General features: G+C 33.9%; 16 protein-coding genes and 2 tRNA genes. 17 read left to right on the forward strand and 1 reads right to left on the reverse strand.

Annotated features, from left to right (window positions below; genetic code table 11):
* Positions 1-88: 88 nt before the first annotated feature.
* From DWX29_RS10775 to DWX29_RS10845, 15 genes are all read left to right on the forward strand, one after another.
* Positions 89-160: transfer RNA gene (locus tag DWX29_RS10775), tRNA-Glu, on the forward strand.
* A gap of 64 nt (positions 161-224) precedes the next feature.
* Positions 225-295 (forward strand) — tRNA-Cys (locus DWX29_RS10780).
* A 50-nt stretch (positions 296-345) separates the two neighbouring features.
* Positions 346-729: a hypothetical protein gene (locus DWX29_RS10785; RefSeq protein ID WP_147365052.1), complete on the forward strand. Its 384-nt coding sequence runs from the start codon at positions 346-348 to the stop codon at positions 727-729.
* A gap of 112 nt (positions 730-841) precedes the next feature.
* A complete protein-coding gene (locus DWX29_RS10790; RefSeq protein ID WP_117910638.1) occupies positions 842-1,417 on the forward strand; it encodes an ECF transporter S component in 576 nt (191 codons plus the stop codon).
* 124 nt (positions 1,418-1,541) lie between these two features.
* Complete coding sequence (locus tag DWX29_RS10795; RefSeq protein ID WP_022089185.1) at positions 1,542-2,087, forward strand: TIGR01440 family protein; 546 nt, start codon at positions 1,542-1,544, stop codon at positions 2,085-2,087.
* 89 nt (positions 2,088-2,176) lie between these two features.
* On the forward strand, positions 2,177-3,913 hold the full coding sequence (locus DWX29_RS10800) for a hypothetical protein (RefSeq protein WP_118565839.1): 1,737 nt from the start codon (positions 2,177-2,179) through the stop codon (positions 3,911-3,913).
* A gap of 102 nt (positions 3,914-4,015) precedes the next feature.
* Positions 4,016-4,204: a DUF951 domain-containing protein gene (locus DWX29_RS10805; protein ID WP_117910636.1), complete on the forward strand. Its 189-nt coding sequence runs from the start codon at positions 4,016-4,018 to the stop codon at positions 4,202-4,204.
* A 252-nt stretch (positions 4,205-4,456) separates the two neighbouring features.
* Entirely contained in the window at positions 4,457-4,813 is a 357-nt protein-coding gene (locus tag DWX29_RS10810; protein ID WP_117910635.1) for a GntR family transcriptional regulator, read from the forward strand.
* Positions 4,813-5,511, forward strand: a complete 699-nt coding sequence (locus DWX29_RS10815) for an ABC transporter ATP-binding protein (protein ID WP_117910634.1) — start codon at positions 4,813-4,815, stop codon at positions 5,509-5,511. Before DWX29_RS10810 ends, DWX29_RS10815 begins: the two co-directional genes overlap by 1 nt.
* Positions 5,505-6,284 (forward strand): hypothetical protein, encoded by a 780-nt coding sequence (locus tag DWX29_RS10820; RefSeq protein WP_117910633.1) that lies wholly within the window; start codon positions 5,505-5,507, stop codon positions 6,282-6,284. Before DWX29_RS10815 ends, DWX29_RS10820 begins: the two co-directional genes overlap by 7 nt.
* 117 nt (positions 6,285-6,401) lie before the next feature.
* Positions 6,402-6,692, forward strand: coding sequence for a 30S ribosomal protein S6 (gene rpsF, locus DWX29_RS10825; RefSeq protein ID WP_022089191.1), 291 nt, complete (start codon positions 6,402-6,404; stop codon positions 6,690-6,692).
* 26 nt (positions 6,693-6,718) lie between these two features.
* Positions 6,719-7,168: a single-stranded DNA-binding protein gene (locus DWX29_RS10830; RefSeq protein WP_117910632.1), complete on the forward strand. Its 450-nt coding sequence runs from the start codon at positions 6,719-6,721 to the stop codon at positions 7,166-7,168.
* Positions 7,169-7,222: 54 nt separating this feature from the next.
* Positions 7,223-7,486 (forward strand): 30S ribosomal protein S18, encoded by a 264-nt coding sequence (gene rpsR, locus DWX29_RS10835; protein ID WP_022089193.1) that lies wholly within the window; start codon positions 7,223-7,225, stop codon positions 7,484-7,486.
* Positions 7,487-7,730: 244 nt separating this feature from the next.
* Positions 7,731-9,584 (forward strand): leucine-rich repeat protein, encoded by a 1,854-nt coding sequence (locus DWX29_RS10840; RefSeq protein ID WP_117910631.1) that lies wholly within the window; start codon positions 7,731-7,733, stop codon positions 9,582-9,584.
* Between the two features lie 581 nt (positions 9,585-10,165).
* Positions 10,166-12,931, forward strand: coding sequence for a glycoside hydrolase family 3 protein (locus DWX29_RS10845; protein ID WP_118565840.1), 2,766 nt, complete (start codon positions 10,166-10,168; stop codon positions 12,929-12,931).
* Between the two features lie 212 nt (positions 12,932-13,143).
* Here DWX29_RS10845 and DWX29_RS10850 read toward each other — a convergent pair whose 3' ends face one another.
* Entirely contained in the window at positions 13,144-14,274 is a 1,131-nt protein-coding gene (locus DWX29_RS10850) for a glycosyltransferase (protein WP_158562712.1), read from the reverse strand.
* A 354-nt stretch (positions 14,275-14,628) separates the two neighbouring features.
* On the opposite strand from DWX29_RS10850, the gene DWX29_RS10855 reads away from it, so the two are divergent.
* Positions 14,629-16,926: a hydratase gene (locus tag DWX29_RS10855; protein ID WP_118565841.1), complete on the forward strand. Its 2,298-nt coding sequence runs from the start codon at positions 14,629-14,631 to the stop codon at positions 16,924-16,926.
* Positions 16,927-16,948: 22 nt separating this feature from the next.
* On the forward strand, positions 16,949-18,904 hold the full coding sequence (glgB, locus tag DWX29_RS10860; RefSeq protein ID WP_118565842.1) for a 1,4-alpha-glucan branching protein GlgB: 1,956 nt from the start codon (positions 16,949-16,951) through the stop codon (positions 18,902-18,904).
* Positions 18,905-18,932: the final 28 nt, after the last annotated feature.

The following is an 18,932-nucleotide window of genomic DNA, read 5'->3' on the forward strand; positions in this document are numbered from 1 at the left end:
TACAAATATTGAAAATAATTGTTGACAAACACGATACTATTTGATAAATTAAAAAAGCTGTAAAAAGTGGATTGGAAAAATCCACTAAGGCTCCATGGTCAAGCGGTTAAGACACCGCCCTTTCACGGCGGTAACAGGGGTTCAAATCCCCTTGGAGTCATTCAAGAAATTATTCTTGACTGAAAAAAGAACAGTTGCTATAATGTAATAGTTCTATATTTTATGGCGACATAGCCAAGTGGTAAGGCATCGGTCTGCAACACCGCTATCACCAGTTCAAATCTGGTTGTCGCCTCTCTATTTAAAGAAATCTTAGCAATAAGATTTCTTTTTTTGTTATACACAATGAGCCAAATACTTTTAGCTTTTTGCTTGCAAAAAAAACTAAAAGTATTTGGCGAATGTTTAATCACCGAAAAGAAGCGAAGCGGATTTGAGGTGTTTAAACATGGCGAAGCCAAGTGTATAACAAAATACAAGACGAAGAAACGAAGCCGATTTGAGGTGTTAAAACATGGCGAAGCCAAGTGTATAACAAAATACAAGACGAAGAAGCGAAGCGGATTTGAGGTGTTTAAACATGGCGAAGCCAAGTGTATAACAAAATACAAGATGAAGAAGCAAAGCCGATTTGAGGGGGTTACACATGGCAAAGCCATGTGTGTAATACAACTAACTGGTATTGTCAATTACATAAAAACTGACTATTTATCTAATACCATATATTGATAAAATTGTTTAAATAAGAATTATATTAAAAGAAAAAGGTCAGAAATAAAGCAAAGACGTTCATATATGCTTGATGGATTTACAGATTTCTGATTAAAACAGGAGGAAAATTATGAACAATTCAACTGAAAAAATTGTTAAGTTAGTTTTAGCTGCAATGTTTGCTGCACTTGGATGCGTAGCAACAATGATTATCAGAATCCCTACTATTGGAACATCAGGATATGTTAACATTGGTGATACAGTAGTTTTATTAGCAGCATGGGTATTAGGAACATTTTATGTAGGCAACAAAAAAGGCAAATTAGTAGATGAAAATCTTTTCTTTGCAGCAGCCGCAGCAGGATTAGGACCGGCACTTGCTGATTTAATTGCAGGATACACAACATATGTACCTGGAACATTTATTATTAAAGCACTTATGGGTATTGTAGCAGTTCTTTTATTTAAGATAATTGCAAAGGCAAATAAGCATTTGGCATTTGCAGTTAGTGCAGTAGTAGCTGAGTTAGTAATGGTATTCGGTTACTTCTTATATGAAAGCACACTTTTAGGATACGGAATGACAGCAGCAGCTTCAATTCCAAGTAATGGAGTTCAGGGAATTACATGCCTTGTATTAGGACTTGTATTAGTTGAAGTTTTAAACGCAAGCAATGCATTTAAGAGCGTATTAAAAGTTAACTAAATAACAAATTATTAAGCTAATAATAAATATAAAAGGAGTTGCTGTAATTTTAGTTGCGGTAACTCCTTGATTTTTTATATAATAAAGGAGTACAATCACTCGTAGAAAACAGGAGGCGATTTTTATGTACGAGGAAATTAGAAAACAGGCAGAAAATGTTGCCAATGAAATATGTGATGCAGGTAAATTAAAAAAAGGACAAATCTTAGTAGTAGGTTGTTCATCAAGTGAAGTTTGTGGAGATAAAATAGGAACAAACTCAAATCTTCAGGTAGCTGAAGCAGTTTTTGAAGGAATTTATAAGGTCACTCAGGAAAGAGGAATCTATCTTGCTGCACAGTGCTGTGAACATTTGAACAGGGCGATTATAGTAGAGCGTGAGGCTGTGCCAAATGCATATGAAGTAAATGTTGTACCGCAGCCAAAAGCAGGTGGCTCATTTGGAACTACAGCATATAACACATTTAAAGATCCTATAGCTATAGAAGAAATTCAGGCAAATGCAGGGATTGATATCGGTGGAACTTTAATAGGAATGCACATAAAGAAAGTGGCTGTACCTGTTAAAATGGAAAATAATATAATAGGTCAGGCAAGGGTAATTGCTGCACGAAGCAGAGCGAAATTTATCGGAGGAGGAAGAGCTCATTACAACGAAGATCTAATGTAAATGATAAGAATAGTTTATTGTAATAAAGAATAAATAAAATACAGGAATAATTTATTTACTGAAGGTTTATATATATGGAGGAATATTTAATGTTGAAAAATTATACTGAAAAAACATCGGTTGCAAAAACGATTATAGCACTAATAGTAGTAGCAATATTAGAATTTATTGCGTTCTACATTTTGTTACCGCCACTTAACATACATGATATAGGAAGCTGGATTTTTCAGGGATTCTTTGTACTATTGTTTTTGATTGCAACATTTTTTTGCAGTAAGGAAAATAATATTGAGCAGCTAAGTGTAACAATAGTATCAAAAATTGTAACGGCTGTTATCACAATTGGCGTGGTTGTGGTAGTGATTGGCGGATTAACATCTTTAGAAATATTTAACGCTTCAAGATATTCAAGTCTTATCAAAGTGAAAGAATGCAAATTTGAAGATGAAATCGCCCAGACAGACACAGTCAATGATATTGCGCTTATGGATACAAAGAGTGCAAGAGTTGTCGGCGAAAGAGCAATTGGCTCATTATCAGACCTTGTAAGTCAGTATGTAATTAATCAGGATTACAATCAGATAGATTACAATGGCCAGCCAAAGAAAGTAGCAACGCTAGAGTATGCAGATTTTTTCAAATGGTTTAACAACAGAAAAAATGGTATACCGGGATATATTTTGGTAGACCCTGTGGAATTTGAAGCAGAATATATAAAATTAGACAAACCAATTAAGTATACTTCTTCAGCACGATTTAATGATAAATTACAAAGAAAACTTAGATTTGAATATCCTACAGCAATTTTTGAAGGATATTATTTTGAATTAGATAATGATGGAAATCCATATTATATTTGCCCAACATTAACTGCAAAGATAGGCTTGTTTGGTGGTAAAGACGTAAAAGGCGTTGTCATATTTGACCCTTGCACAGGCAAAAGCAAATATTATGATGTAAAAAATGTGCCACAGTGGGTAGACAGAGTTTATGATGGTGATTTGGCAACGAGAAAATTCGACTGGTATGGAACTTTGTCAGACGGATTCATCAATAGCATAATAGGTCAGAAGGATTGTAAAATAACAACAGAGGATTATGGCTACAAGGTAATGGATGATGACGTATGGATTTACACAGGCGTAACTTCTGTTATTGACGATTCATCTAATATTGGATTTGTAATGATAAATGCAAGAACCGGAGAAACAAGATACTTCAAGGCAGCAGGTGCAGAAGAATTTTCAGCAATGGACGCAGCAGAAGGCCAGGTCCAGAATTTAGGATACAAGGCTTCATTCCCTGCAATCATAAATATAGGTGGCGAGCCAACATATTTCATGGTTTTGAAGGACAAGAGCAACCTCGTAAAACAGTATGCCCTTGTAAATGTAAAAAAATACAGCATTGTTGCGACTGGAACAACGCAAAGAGATACGCTTTCTTCTTATAATAAACTTATGAAGGAAAATAATTTAGGCAACAAGCAGGCAATCGATGACATGAACAATGATTTGCCAAATGTAAATATACAGGTTACTGATATTGAGTACATTACAACAGACGGTGAAACTTATGTATATATTTCTGATGAAAATAACAATGTATATAAAGAATTGTTTGCTGAAGATGAAAGCCTTATTTTCATCAAGCCGGGCGCACAGATAACAATTTATTATGAAGAAGATAAGAAAGATGGCAAGAAAAATGCGGACGAAAGTCAGAGCACTACAGATGGTGAAAGTCAGGAAAATGGCTTGGATAATGCAAAATATGACAGCCAGAATATAAAGACAATTGTTAAATGGAAAGCTCAGGGAGAATAAATATAACACATTCTAAAAATTTGAAATTCACGAATTTTAAGAATATAAGATTATATTCTAAGACTGTTTAACAAATTTAATAAATTAAAAAACAGGGAGGCGATTAAAATGGATTACAAATTAGGCGATAAAGTTGTATTGAAAAAAGGTCATCCTTGCGGAACAAACGAATGGGAAATAATTCGCGTTGGTGCCGATTTTAAAATAAAATGTCTAGGCTGCAATCATATAGTAATGCTACCTAGAAAAACATTTGAGAAAAGTGTAAAAAAGTACTTGGGGAATGAGTAGGAAATTGGTTAAATAATGTAAATTATAATTTGAATAATTATCATAAAATAAGAAGATATTTCAGCAATGGAATGTCTTTTTATTTTTTCCAAAATAAAAAAGAATACTAATCCCACCATGTAGTTAATAAAATATTAAGAAAATCATTTAAAAGAAATAGTTGACATTATAAATATATATTGTATATTTGTATTAAGTAACTAATACAAATATACAATATATTAATTTGCGTTATATAAGGAGATGAGAGAGATGCCTTGGAAATTTGAGAGTGACAGACCAATATATGCTCAAATATTAGAGCAGATTAAGGAACGCATAATTGTGGGAGAATATCCGCCTGGAAGCAGGCTTCCGTCAGTAAGGGAATTAGCTACAGAAGCAGCAGTTAATCCTAATACGATGCAGAGAGCGATGGCGGAACTTGAGAGAGAAGGATATGTAGTAACTAATAGAACGACTGGTAGAACAGTAACAGATAATGTGGGAGTAATTATGGAATCTAAGAAGAGTACAGCAATAGAATTAACACATAAATACATTGAGAAGATGGAACAATTGGGGTTTAGCAAAGAACAGATTGTGAAAATTATAGAGGAGGGAAAATAATGAGCATAATATTTGAATGTAAAGATTTGACTAAAAAATATGGAGCTTTTACTGCAGTAGAGAATCTTAATCTTTCTATTGAAAGAGGAAAGATAATTGGCCTTTTAGGACCTAATGGAAGTGGAAAGACAACACTTATAAAGATGTCTAACGGTTTACTTACACCGACTAAAGGTGAGATATTAATTGATGGAAAGAAAGTAGGAGTTGAAACAAAGAGCATAGTTTCATATCTACCTGAGAGAACATATTTGAATGATTGGATGAAAGTTAAAGAAATGGTAGGATTCTTTGACGATTTTTATGAAGACTTTGATGCTCAGTGTGCTTATAAGATGTTTGAAAGACTTAATATTAACATTAATGATAAGTTGAAAACCATGTCTAAGGGAACAAAGGAAAAGGTTCAGCTTATTTTGGTTATGAGTAGAAAGGCTCAATTATATTTCCTTGATGAACCGATTGGAGGTGTTGATCCGGCTGCGAGAGATTATATACTTAACACAATTATAACTAATTACAATCCGGAAGCTTCTGTTATTATTTCAACACATTTGATTTCAGATGTTGAGCAGATATTAGATGAGGTTGTCATGATTAAGAATGGACATTTAGTTATGCATAAGACAGTTGATGAGATAAGAGAAGAGGAAGGAAAGTCAGTAGATGAACTTTTCAGGGAGGTATTTAAATGTTAGGAAAATTATTAAAATATGAATATAAAGCAACTTCAAGATATTTTATAGGATTATATATAGTTTTGGCGTTGCTTACAATTGGTAATAAAATTATGCTCATAATTGAGGACACATCAGATGTACAGTTGAGAGTAGTTGATATATTGTTTGGAATCATAATGGCAAGTTATGTCATAGCTATTATAGCAATCGCAGTAGCAACTGTTGTATTAATGTTAAGAAGATTTTATTTTAATATGCTTAAAGATGAAGGATATTTAACATTTACACTTCCGGCTACAGTAGGACAGCACATTGCAAGTAAAATGATAGTTTGTATTACATGGGTTATAGCAACAGTAGTATTGACTGGAGTTTCGATTTTTGTAGTAACTTATAGTAAAGATATCGATTATGCAAGAGGTATATCTTATAGTGTGCAGAAATTAACTCAATTAGGTGCATGGGGATATGTTGCTGAAGGCATAATTGCAGCAATAGTGACAGTAATAGGTATGCCAATACTTATGTATGCATGCTTAAGCATCGGACAGCTTTATACTAAGCACAGAGTAGTTGGTGCAATATTAGCTTACATTGGATATTACATAATAAATCAAGTTGTATCATCAGTATTTTTGGTTATATGTATGCATAGTTTAGGTAATAGTTACGATATTAGTGCATTTGCAAATCAGATATTTATATTTGGTATAGTTTTATCAATTGTGGTTTCGATTGCAAGTTATATAGCAACTTATTACATATTAAGTAAAAAGTTAAATTTAGAATAAAATTTTCTTGCATTTGCTCTTGAATTATGATAAAATGTCAATTCGTGATATATATTAATTTTCCTTGCTTTCCTAAATGAAATAGGGAGGCCAGAGACCAAAAGGAGGTAAGAAAGCATGAACAAGTATGAATTAGTAGTTGTTGTTAGTGCAAAACTCGAAGAAGAAGAAAGAGCCGCTGAAATCGAAAAGGTAAGCAACCTTGTAACACGTTTTGGTGGAACAATTACTGACGTAGAAGAATGGGGTAAGAAGAAATTAGCTTACGAAATTCAGAAGATGTCAGAAGCTTATTATTACTTCATTCACTTCGACACTGATAACACAGATTGTCCTAACGAAATAGAAGATCAGATTCGTATTATGGAAAATGTTATCAGATATTTGTGCGTAAAGGTTGAGGCATAGGTTTTTGAAACATAAAGAGGTATAATATGAATAAAGTTATTCTTATGGGTAGATTAACCCGTGATCCTGACGTAAGATATTCACAGGGCGATAGCCCAATGGCAATTGCCAGATATACATTAGCAGTTGATCGTAGATTTAGAAGAGACAACGACCAGCAGACAGCAGATTTCATTTCTTGCGTAGCATTTGGAAGAAATGGAGAATTCGCTGAAAAGTACTTACATCAGGGAACTAAGATTGTAGCAGAAGGTCGTATTCAGACAGGAAGCTATACAAACAAAGATGGTAATAAAGTTTACACAACAGAAGTTGTAGTAGAAAATCAGGAATTTGCTGAAAGCAAAGCAAGTGCTTCTAATAATGAAGGTGGTTTCCAGCCACAGGCACAGTCAGCTCCAACAGCTCCAGCCGGAGATGGATTTATGAATATCCCTGATGGTGTTGAAGATGTAGGATTACCATTTAACTTTTAGAGATTAGACGATTAACATAAACATAGTTAATTAGTATTATAGGAGGTCAAAACTATGGCATTTAATAAGAGTGAAAGACCTGATTCTCCAATGAGAAGAAGAGGCGGTCGTAGAAGAAAAAAAGTTTGCGTATTTTGTGCTAGTGAAAACAACGTAATTGATTATAAAGACACAAACAAATTAAAGAGATATGTATCTGAAAGAGGAAAAATTCTTCCTAGAAGAATTACTGGAAACTGCGCTAAGCACCAGAGAGCTCTTACAGTAGCAATCAAGAGAGCAAGACACGTTGCTTTAATGCCTTACACAGTAGAATAAGGTTATATAAAAAGACTTTCCATGTGGAAAGTCTTTTTTTGTCTTATAAAGGTATTTATATAGATAAGGTTTTTTTTATTTCATATCTCCTTAAAAGTCTAAATAAGGCGAAATGTTACAAATTAATATGATAATTTTAATGGTATAATTTAAAAGTAACATGAATAAAATGAAAGAGTAGTGCGTAGAAAAATAAATAATTATAGTGACGCATGAAAAAAATCAGAGACTAAAAGGAGGAAATATGAGAAATTTTAAACAAGTGGCAGCCATGACTCTCGCAGGAGTTATGACGGTTTCTATGGCAGGAGTTCAGACTCCGGCTGCAACAAATACGACATTTAGTAAAGCAGTATCAATGATGGACGTAAGTAATGCTACAGGCAGTGGAAATGTGGGTATTGATATTGCGGGGGACGAAGTGTCGGAGAAAATCAATGAGATTTTGTATAGTGTATACCGTGAGGCTCACAGAAATGACGATGATACAAAAGGTGAGGATGGAAGAACGGCATATAGGGCAGCATGGGATGATCATTCACAAAAACTAGGATTGCTTGAAAGCTATGATGAAAAAGAAGATACATATAAGTACACCGACAGATTTACAATTAATGCTAAAGTTTCAACAGAAATAGTAACTACAACTCAGTTTTCAGTTGAATTGGCAGGAAATATTGCAAACGGAAAAGAGATGAAACTCACAAAAATTGAATATAATAATGGAAATGTAAAAATTGATTTAGATTCATTTGTTAAATTCATGTCAGAATATTGTGGCATGACAACAAGCAAAGTGTGTGAAGCACTCGAAATTCCGGCGTTAAAATCAATTGAATTAGATTCTGTTGCAGAAATTAATAATATGTTAAAGGATAAATGTGGAAAATATTATCCTATTATCGGAGTGGAAGTTGTTGAACAGAAAGACATTGATAATAAATTATTTGAACAGGATGAATTAGGAAAAGTAATTGACTTAAAATATGGAGAGGAAGCAAAAGAAGCTAACTTTGCATTAACAGGTGAACAGGTTGTTAATACAGTAATGAATCTTGCAAAATTAGTGCTGAACACAGCAGATTCTGCATTTGCTAAATTTGAAACAACAAATGGAACGAAGACAACTTTTAAAGTTACAGATGAGCAGGCATCAGAAATTGTATTGGCTATTGCAGATGCCTTATCTTCAAATTCAAAAACTATAGTTGATTTGGTATTCGGTCAGTTAAAAGCTCTTCCGGGATTTGATGAAATATTAACAATGCCTGTAGAAGCAGAGAAATATATTTCAGACAATATGATTGAAAGCCTCAATAAATTTGCACAAGATATTAAAGATATAGCTACAACAGTTACAAAAACTGATGAAGATAATAACGAAATTAAATATAATCCTTTACAGGAAAAGTTAAAAGAAGAAGGAATTAAATTTGATGTAACGGTTAATTCTGATTTGACAGGTGAAAAAGGTTATAGAGATTATAAGGTTGATGGAAATTTTAATTATTCATGCCCGGCTGAAACTGATGGAGAAAGTGTAGAGGTGAAACCGGATACAGTTATAGCTGTTAAATTTGATTTTAACCTTAAAGAAAATGGTCAGCCGCCAGTTGAAAATCCAGCAAATAACGACGGAAAAAATAATGTGACTAATAACAATGCAAACAATACAACAAACAATGATTTGCAAAACACACTTATTATTGTAAAAGGTAAAAAGTATAAAGCTACATCAGCTGCAAATTCAAAGAATCCTACAGTAACATTTTTAGGAAATATAAATAAAAAGGCGAAGAATGTAAAAGTTCCTGCATCAATTAATTATAATAATGTTAACTATAAAGTTACAGCGATTGCACCAAACGCATTTAAAAACAACAAGAACATAAGAAGTGTTGTAGTTGGAAAAAATGTAAGAGTTATCGGAAAGAATTCTTTCAAAGGATGCAAAAATCTTAAAACTTTAGTTATTAAAGGTAAGAAATTGAAAAAAATTAAGAAAGGTGCATTTAAGAATGCTAATTCAAAAATTGTTATTAAATGCGCTAAAGGACAGGGAAAGAAATATAGAAAATTAGTAAGAGAAAGCCGTTAGGTAAATATAAATAATTAGTATAAAAGGCGTTGTACGAATTTAAATAATAGCTCCAGTCATGTTGGTAATAAAATATTTCCGACATGGTTGGAGCTTTTTGATTTGCACCAAAATGCTAAAATTGTTATATATTAACATGGTTGGAACTTTTTTATTGACTGGCTTAATTAAGTTTACCCAAATGCTAAAATTGTTATTTACTAATATGGCTGAAAATTTTTAAATTTGCACCAATGCTAAACTTTGTTTTTTATTAATATGACCGAAATTTCTTCTCTTATTTGACCTAAACAATATGAGAAGAATGTTTTAATTTATATGACTTATTAAGAGGGAAATCTCCCTTATAAATTGATAAAAAAATAACAATGTATCCAACTAAAAATAAAAACGTTTCAATTTAAAGATGATTGAACTGTTTTATAATTTGAAATGCCGATAAATAAAGGAAAGTAGCAAAAAAATTAATTAAAAGTCTATAATAAATAAAAACATTTTTATATTGCCGGAATATAGCAATTATAAATTCAGTATGTTATAGTTAAAAACAACAATAGTATGTGATTTCGGGAGGAATTGTAATGAGCACAAATATGTTTGGAGTGCCGGTAGAGGGATTTGCTCAGAAGAGTAAAGAGGCTGCCACAGAAGGTATTGTATTGTTAAAGAACGAAGGCGGAATGTTACCACTTACACAGGAAGATAAGATTTCAGTATTTGGTCGACCACAGATTGAATATTATAGAAGTGGTACAGGTTCAGGTGGTGCGGTTAATGTTGAATATGCTACTAACATCTTAGACGGATTTGAAAACAGCAATCTTAACATTGATGAAACATTAGTTGAAAAGTATAAGAATTGGTTAAAAGACCACCCATTTGATAATGGTGGTGGTGGATGGGCATGTGAACCATGGTTCCAGAAGGATATGCCTATCGATGAAGCATTTGCTAAGGAACAGGCAGCAAAGACTAACAAGGCGTTATACATTATAGGTAGAACTGCCGGAGAAGATAAGGATAACGCAATTTGGCAGGGAAGTTATATTTTAACAGATGAAGAAAAAGAAAATCTTAGAAATATAACAAAAGCATTTGATAATGTATGTATCGTTTTAAATGTGTCAAATATTATTGATTTGAGTTGGATTAATGACGAAGAATATAACGGAAGCATTAAGTCAGTAATTATTGTATGGCAAGGAGGTATGGAAGGTGGAACAGCAGTAGTTGATGTACTTTCAGGTGCTGAAACACCAAGTGGTAAGCTTGCAGATACAATAGCATACAGTATTGAGGATTATCCATCAACAAAGAATTTTGGTAATGAATTTAAGAATCTTTATGAAGAAGATATTTATATCGGATACAGATATTTTGAAACATTTGCACCGGACAAAGTTCAGTTTGAATTTGGTTATGGATTATCTTATACAACATTTGATATTGAAACACAGACTGTAAAAGAAAAGACAGATTCAATCGAATTGAATGTTAAGGTTACAAATACAGGTGACAAATTTGCAGGAAAAGAAGTTGTTCAGGTATATTATGAAGCACCTCAGGGTGAACTTGGAAAACCTGCAAGAGAACTTATTGCATTTGCAAAGACAAAGAAACTTGCACCGGGCGAAAGTCAGGAATTGACATTAGAATTTAAGATTTCAGATATGGCTTCTTACGATGATTCAGGTGTTACAGGACACAAATCATGCTATGTTTTAGAAGCAGGCGAATATAATATTTATGTTGGTAACAGCGTTAAGAATCTTACAAAGATTAATACATACAATGAGGAAGAACTTGTTCTAGTTGAAGAACTTCAGGAAGCAATGGCTCCTACAGAGGCTATAAATATTATGAAGCCTGGTAAGAAAAATGCTGACGGAACTTATGAAGTTACATATGTACCTGTTTCAACTCAGACAGTTGACATGGCTAAAAGAATTTCAGACAATCTTCCAATGGACATGCCAATAACAGGAGATATGGGAATTACACTTCAGGATGTTCGTGACGGTAAAGCAACATTAGAAAAATTTGTTGCTCAGTTGTCTATTGAAGAAATGGCTATAATCATTCGTGGTGAAGGAATGAGTAATCCACGAGTAACAAGAGGAACAGCATCAGCATTTGGTGGAATGAGTGATAGCTTATTTAACTACGGCATTCCGGCAGCATGTTGTGCAGATGGTCCTAGTGGTCTTCGCATGGAAGGAAAAGCAACACAGCTTCCAATTGGAACAGCTTTAAGTGCAACATGGAATACAGAACTTGTTAGAGAATTATATACAATGGAAGGTCAGGAATTATACAGAAATCAGGTTGATACTTTACTTGGACCTGGTGTAAATATTCGTCGTAATCCATTAAACGGAAGAAATTTTGAATATTTTTCAGAAGATCCTTTCCTTTCAGGAAAAATGTCAGTTGCTTCAACAGGCGGAATTAAAGATGGTGGCGCCTGGGGAACAATTAAGCATTTTGCATTAAATGGTCAGGAATCACACAGATTTAAGATTGATGCTGTATGTTCAGAAAGAGCAATCAGAGAAATCTATTTGAAGAGCTTTGAAATGGCTGTAAAGGAAAAAACAGTAATGTCCATTATGACATCATATAATCCGATCAACGGACATTGGGCAGCTTCAAATTATGACTTATGTACAACTATTCTTAGAAAAGAATGGGGATATAAAGGTTTTGTAATGACTGACTGGTGGGCAAAAATGAACGACGTTGTAACTGGAGGAAAAGAGTCAAATCAGGATACAAGAGACATGGTTCGCGCACAGAATGATGCTTACATGGTAGTAAACAACAATGGAGCAGAAATTAATTCAAATGGTGACAATACAGAGGCAGCAATAATCGAAGGAAGACTTACAGTTGGAGAACTTCAGAGAGCTTCAATGAACATCTTAAGATTTATACTTGTAGCACCTGTTATCGAAAGAGAATTAATAGATACAAATGTAGCTGAATACTTCGAATCAGCATCAGATGCAAAATATGAAGTTCAGAAACTTGCAAATGATGCTAAGATTAAATTTGAAGGAACAGATAATGCTACAGTTGAAATTGATGAAGATGCTGAGTACACAATAATTGTACATATTTCATCACCACTTCCAAATCTTTCACAGTGTACAGTAAATGTTCATGCAAATGACAAGGTTATGGTTGTTATTCAGACAAGTGGTACAGATGGAAAATGGATTACACAGAAACTTTGCAAAGTAAAATTAGACAAAGGTTTCTACAACTTAGAACTTGAACATGTAATGGCCGGAATGAATGTAGGCTATATTGAGTTCAAGAAGATTCCTAAGAAGAAAGCTAGATAATAACTTGGAATAATTGAATTTAATCGAATTAGAAATAAATTTGTTAAGTTAGAAATGAATTTACAATAGTTTGAATTTAATAAAAAATGGGATGTAAAAATTCCTTAATTAACAGAGGTGCATTGGCGATTGCCAATGCACCTCTGTTTTTAATCTTAAGTCAATCCAAAAACACTTCCGTTATGGCATAAATCCAGCTGAAAAACAAGCAATCACTGCTTATAAATTACAAGCTTAAACATCTTTTCCATTGCGCTCATGGATTCGGCTAAACTGTATTTTTTTGTAAAATCAAGATATTCTAAACTTCTTTCATTACGTTCTTTTGGATGGTCGAGCCAATAATCTATCTTTTCAGCAAGGTCAGCAGCATCGTTATAATTAAACAAGTTTTTTTCATCTATTGCATAAGCAGGAGCGGCGGAATTAGGTGAATCGTTTATGATAGGAACAAGTCCGCATGTGGCCGCTTCGAGGCAGGCAATGCCCTCAGTTTCTTCGTTTGCAGCATGAACATATAAATCGCAAGTCGCAATAACTTCTAATAATTCAGGCCTTGAATATGTACGAATAATAGGTTGATTTATAAGTCCGCAGGCGTCACGCTCAATTGAAGATTTGTAATCTCCATCACCCGCAAAAATAAGTTGAATTCTGTTTTTATATTTACTCATGTTTACAGCGTTAATTAGTACTTTGTGATTTTTGTGTTTAGATAAACGTGCAATATATATAATTCTAAAATTGCTGTCTACAGGTCTGTGGCATGATACTTTTTTGCTAAAATCAGAACTAATTCCCGAGGAAATAATATAATGAGGAGTGTATCCGATATATTTTTCAAAATCTCTGCATAAAAACGCAGATGGAAAATGTATAGCCTGACAATATTTGTATACCTGTTCATAAAATTGTTTGTAAATTTTCTTTTTATATTTATCTTTGGAACCAATTCGAATAGGACGAATAAGCGAATCTGCCTGACATTGAAAAGTCGCCATTACAGGAATGTGGTGCTCCAAAGCGTATTTTGTAACATATTTTCCAAGAGAAAATGGCGTAATTATTAAAACCCCATCTGTTCCCAAAACAGCCTTCCTAATAACAGAACGCTTTGGCTTCGCAAATACAAGCCCCTGATTGGCAAAACGCTTTTCAATACTAGTTAAATGCTTTTTTTGAGGAACAATAAAACATGAATTTATATCAGACTTGTCTTTATCCGGACAAATAATATTTACAGAATGTCCGTGTCTTGTTAACCATTCAATTAAATTGTAGCAAAAAATTGTGGTACCATTGTTTTCCTCACCTAAGAAATCGCAAACCATTGCAATAATCATAAAAACCCTCCATAAAACTAAATACATAATAAAGGTTTAGTTTCGAATAAATTAGTCACAAATAAACCAAACGATGAAACTAAGTATTATAAAACAAGAGTTTACCTCACAAAATAAAAGGACAAACTCTCTATTTAGACACCCCTTTAGAAAGTAATATAAAACAAAAACTGCTAATTTACAATATAAGAAATTCGACGTGAATTAGAAATGTGTCTATTATGGTTAAAAACATCAATTATTAATGCAGACAAACGTCCGTCGGCATTGCATAAAAGGCTAAAAAAATGTATAATAAACTGAAATACATTCTGAGATTGATATGTATATTTAATGGCATTTAGGAGGACGATAATGATTACATTAAGTAAAGGTGGAGCTTACCTTTTAAACGGTAACGAAGTAATTGAAGTTGGGGACGATTCTGAAGAAATTTTAAAATCAAAATTAGGCCAGAATTATTTAACAAAAGAAGAAGCAGCTAAGAATACAATGGCATATAACATTTTAAACAGCCATAATACATCTGGAAACATGGAAAAACTCCAGATTAAATTTGATAAACTGACATCACATGATATTACATTCGTAGGAATTATCCAGACAGCAAGAGCTTCAGGATTAGAGAAATTCCCAATACCATATGTACTTACAAACTGTCACAACAGTTTATGTGCAGTAGGTGGAACTATTAATGAAGATGACCACATGTTTGGACTTACATGTGCAAAGAAATACGGTGGAGTTTATGTACCACCTCATCAGGCAGTAATTCATCAGTTTGCAAGAGAAATGCTTGCAGGCGGTGGAAAGATGATTTTAGGCTCAGATTCTCATACACGTTACGGTGCTTTGGGAACTATGGCAATGGGAGAAGGCGGACCTGAATTAGTCAAACAGTTATTATCTCAGACATATGACATTAACATGCCGGGTGTAATCGGTATCTATATGACAGGAGCACCTGCAAAGGGAGTTGGACCTCAGGACGTTGCTCTTGCAATTATTGGTGAAGTATTTGCTAATGGATATGTAAACAATAAAGTAATGGAATTTGTTGGACCTGGTGTAAGCAACTTAAGTGCTGATTTCAGAATTGGTGTTGATGTTATGACAACAGAAACAACATGTCTTTCATCTATTTGGAGAACAGATGAAAAGATTAAAGAATTCTACGACATTCACGGAAGAGTAGATGATTATAAAGAATTAAATCCTGGAGCAGTAACATATTACGATGGAATGGTATATGTTGAATTAGACAAGATTAAACCAATGATAGCTATGCCTTTCCACCCAAGTAATACATATACAATTGATGAGTTAAATGCTAACCTTGCAGACATTTTACACGATGTTGAACAGAAAGCATTAGTATCATTAGACGGACAGGTTGAATACTCATTACAGGATAAGATTAGAAATGGCAGATTCTATGTAGAACAGGGAATTATTGCAGGTTGTGCAGGTGGTGGATTTGAAAATATCTGTGCAGCAGCTGATATCTTAAAAGGCAATAACATTGGCTCAGATGAATTTACGTTAAGCGTATATCCTGCATCAATGCCTGTATATATGGAATTAATTAAAAATGGATGCGCAGCAGACATTATGGAAGCCGGCGGTGTAATGAAGACAGCATTCTGCGGACCATGTTTCGGAGCAGGAGATACACCTTCAAACAACGCATTTAGTATCAGACATTCTACAAGAAACTTCCCTAACAGAGAAGGTTCTAAGTTACAGAATGGACAGATTTCATCAGTTGCTCTTATGGATGCACGTTCAATTGCAGCAACAGCAGCTAATAAGGGATACCTTACAGCAGCAACAGATATGGATGTTGAATATAAAGGAAGAACATATCACTTTGACAGCTCAATTTACGCTAACAGAGTATTTGATTCACACGGAGTTGCAGACCCTGATACAGAAATTAAATTTGGACCTAATATTAAGGACTGGCCAAAAATGGAAGCTTTAACAGATAATTTATTGTTAAAGGTAGTTTCAGAAATTCATGACCCTGTAACAACAACAGATGAATTAATTCCTTCAGGAGAAACATCATCATATCGTTCAAATCCTCTTGGATTGGCAGAATTTACATTATCAAGAAAAGATCCTGAATATGTTAAGAATGCAAAGGATGTTCATAAGGCAGAACAGATTCGTGTTTCAGGCAAATGCCCATGCGAACACTCAGATGAATTTGGAAAAGTATGGAATGGTTTAAAAGAAGCCTTCCCTGAAATGAATATAAACAAAGAAACAGTTGGAATAGGAAGTACAATATATGCAGTTAAGCCTGGAGATGGTTCAGCAAGAGAACAGGCAGCAAGCTGTCAGAAAGTATTAGGCGGATGGGCAAATATAGCGCATGAATATGCAACAAAGAGATATCGTTCAAACCTTATCAACTGGGGAATGCTTCCATTTATCTATGAAGATATGGAATTACCATTTGCGAAAGGAGATTACATCTTTGTACCTGATATTGCAAATGCAATTAAGGAAAAGAAGTCTGACATCACAGCTTATGTAATGAACGGAACGGAAAAGAAAAAAATAACATTGAAGCTTGGAGAAATGACAGATGACGAAAGAGAAATAATCTTAAAAGGATGTTTAATCAATTATAACAGAGTATAAATAAGACGAACGGAGGGCCCATATGGAATATAAAAAAATAATAACAAAAGACGATTGTTATATGTTTGGACAAGGTACACATTATGAAATCTACAACAAACTAGGTGCTCATTTAATGGAGATAGACGGAGTAAAGGGCACGTATTTTGCAGTGTGGGCACCAAATGCTGTTAACGTCAGCGTAGTAGGTGAGTTTAACAATTGGATAGGATTTGACCACAATATGGAAATGGAAAATGACTCAGGAATTTGGGAGTTATTCATTCCGGGTGTGGGCGAAGGTGAAATGTATAAATACGTTATTTCAACGAAGAATGGTGACACCTTATACAAATCTGATCCGTATGGATTCTGGTCAGAAAAGAGACCTGGAAATGCATCTAAAGTAGCTAATATTGAAGACTATACATGGAAAGATAAAAAATGGCATGAGAAAAAGGAAAACCACTACGAAGAACCGATGTCAATATATGAAGTACATATGGGTTCATGGAAAAAAGACTTTGTAGATGAAAACGACGAAGACGGATTCTATGATTACAAGAGATTAGCAAAAGAACTTGTAGCATATGTAAAAGATATGGGTTATACACACGTAGAATTAATGGGCGTATTGGAACACCCGTTTGATGGCTCATGGGGATATCAGGTTGTAGGATATTATGCTCCAACAGCCAGATACGGTAAGCCTGTAGAATTTATGCATTTAGTTGATGAATTCCATAAGGCAGGAATTGGTGTTATACTCGACTGGGTACCGGCACATTTTCCAAAAGATGCACATGGTCTTGCAATGTTTGACGGCACTCCATTATATGAATATGCGGACACAAGAAAAGGAGAACACCCTGATTGGGGAACAAAGATATTTGATTACTCAAAGACAGAAGTAGTTAACTTCTTAATTGCAAATGCATTATTCTGGGTGGAAAAATATCATGTTGATGGCCTTAGAGTAGATGCAGTAGCATCAATGTTATATTTAGACTATGGACGACAGGACGGTCAATGGGTTCCAAATAAATACGGCGATAATAAGAACTTAGAGGCAATAGAATTCTTTAAGCACTTAAGCAGTATTATGAAACAGAGAAATCCACAGGCATATATAATTGCAGAAGAATCGACAGCATGGCCAAAGGTAACTGCGGACCCTAAAGACGGTGGACTTGGATTCTCTTATAAATGGAACATGGGATGGATGCATGATTTCCTTGAATATGTAAAATTAGACCCATATTTCAAGAAATTTAACCACAATAAAATGACATTTGGATTAACATATGCATTTAGTGAAAACTTCATATTAGTGTTATCACATGATGAAGTAGTTCATCTTAAATGTTCAATGTTAAACAAGATGCCTGGATATCCTGCAGATAAGTTTAAGAACTTAAAGACAGCATATACATTTATGTTTGGACATCCGGGTAGAAAATTATTGTTTATGGGACAGGATTTCGGACAACTTCAGGAATGGTCAGAAGCAAGAAGTCTTGACTGGTATTTACTGGAAGAACCTGAACATAAAGATTTACATGAATATGTTAAAAAACTATTACATTTATACAAAAAATATCCTGCAATGTATACTGAAACAAAAGGATACGATGCATTTGAATGGATAAACTGTAATGATAATGATAGAAGTATCTTTAGTTTTATAAGAAAGACAGGAGAAGAAAATTATAAGAATGCAATAGGATTTGTAACAAACTTTACTCCTATAGCAAGAGAAGATTACAGAGTGGGAGTTCCTAAAGCAGGCACCTACAAACGACTTCTCACAACAGAAGCAGGAGAAACAAAGGAAGTAAAATATAAAGCTAAAAAAGGTGAATGTGACGGAATGCCATATAGTTTGGACATGCCATTACATCCATTTGAATCAGTTATATTTGAATTCCCAAAAGTAGCAGCTGCAAGAAAAAGCCATGCAAAAAGCACTAATGGTAAAAAAGCTGTAAATAAAAAATAAATGGGCGAAGTGCCTTATGAATACGAAA

Origin of the sequence: Eubacterium sp. AF19-12LB (assembly GCF_003479125.1) — a bacterium.
Lineage (GTDB): Bacteria > Bacillota > Clostridia > Lachnospirales > Lachnospiraceae > Eubacterium_U > Eubacterium_U album.